The following is a 5,300-nucleotide window of genomic DNA, read 5'->3' on the forward strand; positions in this document are numbered from 1 at the left end:
TCCGGCATTCGACATCTCAAGCGGTATCGTTCCGGCCACTTTCCCGTGGCTGAGCCTTTCGATCCTGTTCCCCATCATCGGGGCCTTCATCGTTCCATTCATTCCGGACGATGGTGATGGCAAACAGGTGCGCTGGTTTGCGCTCGGCATTGCTCTCACCACCTTCCTTATTACAGCTGGGGCTTATCTCACGGGATATGACCCCAGTTACAGCGGACTCCAGCTGTCAGAGCGGGTGAGCTGGCTGCCCAATCTCGGGCTGACCTGGGCGGTTGGGGCCGATGGCCTCTCGATGCCCCTGATCCTGCTGACGAGCTTCATCACAGCCTTGGCGGTCCTGGCCGCCTGGCCCGTGACCTTCAAACCCAAGCTGTTCTTCTTCTTGATCCTGGCGATGGATGGCGGCCAAATTGCCGTCTTCGCAGTCCAAGACATGCTGCTGTTCTTTCTCGCCTGGGAACTGGAGCTGCTTCCGGTTTATCTCTTACTGGCCATCTGGGGCGGAAAGAAACGTCAATATGCGGCGACAAAGTTCATTCTCTACACCGCTGGCAGTTCTCTGTTCATCCTGTTGGCGGCCCTCGCCATGGGCTTTTTTGGCGGTGGAGTCCCCAATTTTGAGTACAGCGTTCTCGCCCAAAAGGGTTTCAGTACTGGATTTCAGCTGCTCTGTTATGCGGGATTGTTGATTGCATTCGGGGTGAAATTACCGATCGTTCCACTCCACACCTGGCTGCCTGATGCCCATGGGGAGGCCACAGCGCCTGTGCACATGCTGCTGGCTGGCATTTTGCTCAAGATGGGTGGCTACGCGTTGATGCGCTTTAACGCCGAAATTCTCCCTGTAGCGCATGCCCAATTCGCACCCCTGCTGGTGGTGCTGGGAGTCGTGAACATCATTTATGCAGCGCTCACATCCTTCGCGCAACGCAATCTCAAACGCAAAATCGCTTACAGCTCCATCAGCCATATGGGCTTCGTGCTGATCGGCATCGGCAGCTTCAGCGAGCTAGGGACGAGTGGCGCCATGCTGCAAATGATCAGTCATGGACTGATCGGAGCCAGTCTGTTCTTCCTCGTGGGAGCCACATACGACCGGACCCACACCCTTCAGCTGGATGAGATGGGTGGCATTGGCCAAAAGATGCGCATCATGTTTGCCCTATGGACTGTTTGCTGCCTTGCCTCCCTTGCCCTGCCTGGCATGAGTGGATTTGTGAGCGAACTCATGGTCTTTGCAGGCTTTGCCACGGATGAGGCCTACACCCTCAGCTTCCGAATCGTGATTGATGGTCTCGCAGCCATTGGCGTGATCCTCACACCGATCTATTTGCTGTCGATGCTGAGAGAGATCTTCTTCGGGAAAGAAAACAGCGAACTCGTATCGCACTCCAATCTTGTCGATTCAGAGCCCAGGGAGGTCTACATCATTGGTTGCCTGCTGGTTCCAATCATCGGCATCGGGCTCTACCCAAAGCTGATGACTGATAGCTACAGCAACACGATCTCAGCTCTTGTCGAGCGTGATGTCGTCGCGATGGAGAGGATCACACGACCAACAGCCCCTCTAATTCGCAGCACCTCCCTTGTGCCAGCGGTGTTCTCAGCACCAAAACTGACCCAGGCCAGCCAGCCCGTCTCGTAAAGAACTTCGTCCTTTCTCTGCGAATGCGATTCAGACACTGAATCGCTCCTTAATTTTCAGACGCCTGTCGCACACTCTGCCCTTTTCGCCATGCGTCAGATCAATTTCACTCTGATTTTCATCTTTGGCCTCGGCACGGTGTTTTTCACGTTGGAAAACACCAACCCCACCACGGTGACTGTCTTGCCGTGGATGCACTTCACCTTGCCTCTGGCCGCTCTTCTGCTCCTATCAGGGGGTATCGGTGCTGTAGCAGCCTGGCTTTTTGCGAGCTGGAGCGGAATGCTCAACACCGTGGAGCGATTGGGCAAAGCCACTGAATTCGAAGCCCAGCAGGTTCGCATTCAAGAATTGGAAACCGATCTCGATCGCTACCGCTCAACGGTGCAAACCCAGCTAGGGCTCCTGCCCTCAGGCAGTAGTGACTCGGGCTCTACCTCAACGGAGACTCCCACTGTCGACATCGACTCAAAGTCCTAAAAAGTGAAAGCCTGACAGCCACAAAGCAGCGAATCTCCTGTGGGGACTGGCGTCCCCTGGATTGGACCGATACCTTTCCAACAGATTGAGGTTGTCTTTGTCTGATGCCGGCCTGACATCAAAAGCTGATGCCGGCGCCCGTCTCGCGATTCGTCTGCTCCAGGATGCTGCCCAAAGTGGCACTCTCGATCCTTGGGACGTCGACGTCATTTCAGTGGTAGACGGGTTTTTAGATCAACTCAGACAACGCATTGAAGTCCCCCGACGGGTTGCCGCTCAGCTGGGCCAACCGGGAGGAAGTTACGAACGCGATCTAGCCGAGAGCAGCGAAGCGTTTCTCGCTGCATCGGTGTTGGTGGGGCTCAAAGCGGAGGTGCTTGAAGCCAGCACCCTCCCTCCAGAACCAATGATGGAAGACGCTTTTGACCCTGACTTCATGGAGCAGGGTTGGCTGGATCCCCGCTTCAATTTGCCGCGCCATCCTGAACGTCACCTTTTAAGGCGCCCTGTTGCGCCTCCTCCTTTAAGACGGCCGGTCACGCTGGGGGAACTGATCGAACAGCTGGAGACCATTGCTGAGCAATTAGAGACCGACGAACTCGACATGCGCCGGCGCCAGCGTCAGAAGCGCTTCAGCAATCGTGAGGCAATCGCCCAAGTAGCAGCGTTGGCCCACCGGGAAAAACTGCCTGAAACCACTGCCGCACTGGGGGTGTTTTTAAAAGAATGGGAACAGGCCTTGCACTGGGTTGATTTCGAGTTTCTCGTCAGTCGCTGGGCAGAAGCAGCTGCGCCTGACCTCGACAAAGACCGCGTTGGAGTGTTCTGGGCTCTTTTATTCCTGTCCTCTCAAAGTCAGGTCGAACTGGAACAAGTTGGCTCGCTGCACGCACCCATTCGTTTAAAGCGTTTGCTCGTTGCCGGCGAAATCACTCAACTGCCGATCAACAGCCTCGAAGTGCCAGATATCACGCCGACCTTGCCGGCGATTGCCGCCTAATCACCCTCTTATGTTGATGACTACGTTTTCAAGCTTGGTACGTCCATGAAGGCCATGATCCTGGCCGCAGGCAAAGGAACCCGGGTGCAGCCGATCACGCATGTGATCCCGAAACCGATGATTCCGATCCTGCAGAAACCGGTGATGGAGTTCCTGCTGGAGCTTCTCAAAGAGCATGGTTTCACTGAGGTCATGGTCAACGTGTCTCACTTGGCCGAGGAAATCGAAAACTATTTCCGCGATGGCCAGCGTTTCGGCGTCGAAATCGCTTACAGCTTCGAGGGCAGTATTCAGGACGGCGAACTGATCGGTGACGCACTTGGTTCTGCGGGTGGTCTCAAAAAAATCCAAGATTTTCAAACCTTTTTTGATGACACCTTCGTGGTGTTATGTGGTGATGCCCTAATCGACCTCGACCTCACCGAGGCCGTTAGGCGACATCGCGCCAAAGGAGCTCTCGCCAGTCTTGTCACCAAAACGGTCCCGAAGGACCAGGTGAGCAGCTACGGCGTGGTAGTGAGCGATGACGACGGCAAAATCCAAGCCTTCCAAGAGAAACCCAGTGTTGAGGAAGCTTTAAGCGACACCATTAACACCGGCATCTATCTTTTCGAACCTGAGATTTTTGAGCACATTCCCTCTGGGACATCCTTCGACATTGGTGCCGATCTCTTCCCAACCTTGGTGAAGCAAGGAGCTCCGTTTTATGCCCTACCCATGGATTTTGAATGGGTCGATATCGGCAAAGTGCCTGATTACTGGCAAGCCATTCGCAGCGTTCTCCAGGGAGAAGTTCGCCAAGTTGGCGTCCCTGGGAAAGAGGTCAAACCAGGCCTGTTTACGGGCCTCAATGTGGCGGCCAATTGGGACAAAATCAACGTTGAAGGTCCTGTCTACGTGGGAGGGATGACCAAAATTGAAGATGGCGCCACGCTGATCGGTCCAACGATGATTGGCCCTAGCTGCTACATCTGCGAAGGCGCAACCATCGACAACTCGATCATTTTTGACTACTCCAGGATCGGGGCGGGCGTGCAACTGGTCGAGAAACTTGTGTTCGGCCGCTACTGCGTCGACAAAGAAGGGGATCACATTGATCTGCAAGAGGCTTCTCTCGATTGGTTGATCACCGATGCACGCCGCCAGGATTTGGTGGAGCCATCTCCTCAACAGAAAGCCATGGCAGAGCTCTTGGGCACCGATCTCACCCAGGCAAGCTGACGCCTGCTCGCTTCAATATCGCTGGAATGCGTTCCTCTGCTTTGATGGCCATCAAATGCACCCCTTGAGCTACCCCTAGGTATTGCTGAACCTGTTCAGCGGCGATTTGAATTCCCTCTGCCGCAGGGTCTGGCGCGGCCTCCAAGCGAGCGATCAGCCTGTCGGGAATGCAAGCACCTGGCACCATCCGATTAATAAAGGCTGCGTTGCGGGCCGACTTGAGCAAGAACACACCCGCTAGGACCGGCAGATCCATCGGCTCGGCTATTTCACGGCAAAACCGTTCCAACACAGCAGCATCCATCACCATCTGCGTCTGAATAAAACGTGCCCCAGCATTTTTTTTTCGCTCCATGCGGCGTATCAAGCCTGACCAGCTCGCACACTGAGGATCAGCCGCGGCTCCAGCGAAGATGTCAGTCGGGCCATCGGCAAGATCACCCTTTACCGGATCATCCCCGCGATTGAAGGCCGTGACCTGCTGAAGCAAACGCACAGATTCCAGTTCATTCACGGGGCGTGCTTTGGGCTGGTCACCAGCACGAACAGGGTCACCGGTGAGGCAAAGGAGATTACGGATCCCCAAAGCATGGGCACCCAAGAGATCCGCTTGAATCGCAATGCGATTGCGATCGCGACAGGCCATCTGCAGCACGGGCTCGATGCCTTCGTCCAACAGGAGGCGCGCTACGGCAAGACTGCTCATCCGCATGACTGCGCGACTGCCATCCGTGACATTGACGGCATGGACAAGACCCTTCAAGCCCTTGGCCATCTCAAGAACATGTGATGCGTCTCCACCCCGTGGAGGCATCACTTCAGCCGTAATGGTGACGGTGCCAGCCTTGAGGCTGCTTTGCAGCGCTGAACTCAAACGAATGAACGCTTCTGCAGGCCACTATGGAAGATCAGGTTCTCCATACCTGCTTAAGATGCAAATCATGGTCCAAGAAG

The 5,300-nt window shown here is 55.2% G+C and carries 5 protein-coding genes; 4 read left to right on the plus strand and 1 reads right to left on the minus strand.

The window, feature by feature from the left end; all coding sequences use genetic code 11:
* The first annotated feature begins 13 nt into the window (after window positions 1-13).
* From NCN04_RS07630 to NCN04_RS07645, 4 genes are all read left to right on the plus strand, one after another.
* Entirely contained in the window at window positions 14-1,645 is a 1,632-nt protein-coding gene (locus NCN04_RS07630; RefSeq protein ID WP_250395683.1) for an NAD(P)H-quinone oxidoreductase subunit 4, read from the plus strand.
* 90 nt (window positions 1,646-1,735) lie between these two features.
* A complete protein-coding gene (locus NCN04_RS07635; protein WP_048347363.1) occupies window positions 1,736-2,125 on the plus strand; it encodes a lipopolysaccharide assembly protein LapA domain-containing protein in 390 nt (129 codons plus the stop codon).
* A 97-nt stretch (window positions 2,126-2,222) separates the two neighbouring features.
* Window positions 2,223-3,125 (plus strand): segregation/condensation protein A, encoded by a 903-nt coding sequence (locus tag NCN04_RS07640; protein WP_048347364.1) that lies wholly within the window; start codon window positions 2,223-2,225, stop codon window positions 3,123-3,125.
* Window positions 3,126-3,170: 45 nt separating this feature from the next.
* Window positions 3,171-4,346 (plus strand): nucleotidyltransferase family protein, encoded by a 1,176-nt coding sequence (locus tag NCN04_RS07645; RefSeq protein WP_048347365.1) that lies wholly within the window; start codon window positions 3,171-3,173, stop codon window positions 4,344-4,346.
* On the opposite strand, the gene NCN04_RS07650 is transcribed toward NCN04_RS07645, so the two are convergent.
* On the minus strand, window positions 4,330-5,220 hold the full coding sequence (locus NCN04_RS07650; RefSeq protein WP_048347366.1) for a methylenetetrahydrofolate reductase: 891 nt from the start codon (window positions 5,218-5,220) through the stop codon (window positions 4,330-4,332). The genes NCN04_RS07645 and NCN04_RS07650 overlap by 17 nt on opposite strands.
* Window positions 5,221-5,300: the final 80 nt, after the last annotated feature.

The organism is Synechococcus sp. MU1655, assembly GCF_023630655.1.
Classification (GTDB): Bacteria; Cyanobacteriota; Cyanobacteriia; order PCC-6307; family Cyanobiaceae; genus Synechococcus_C.

Coding starts and splice junctions, on each gene's coding strand:
- NCN04_RS07635 (WP_048347363.1), top strand. CDS start 1,736: ATGCGTCAGATCAATTTCACTCTGATTTTCATCTTTGGCCTCGGCACG.
- NCN04_RS07645 (WP_048347365.1), top strand. CDS start 3,171: ATGAAGGCCATGATCCTGGCCGCAGGCAAAGGAACCCGGGTGCAGCCG.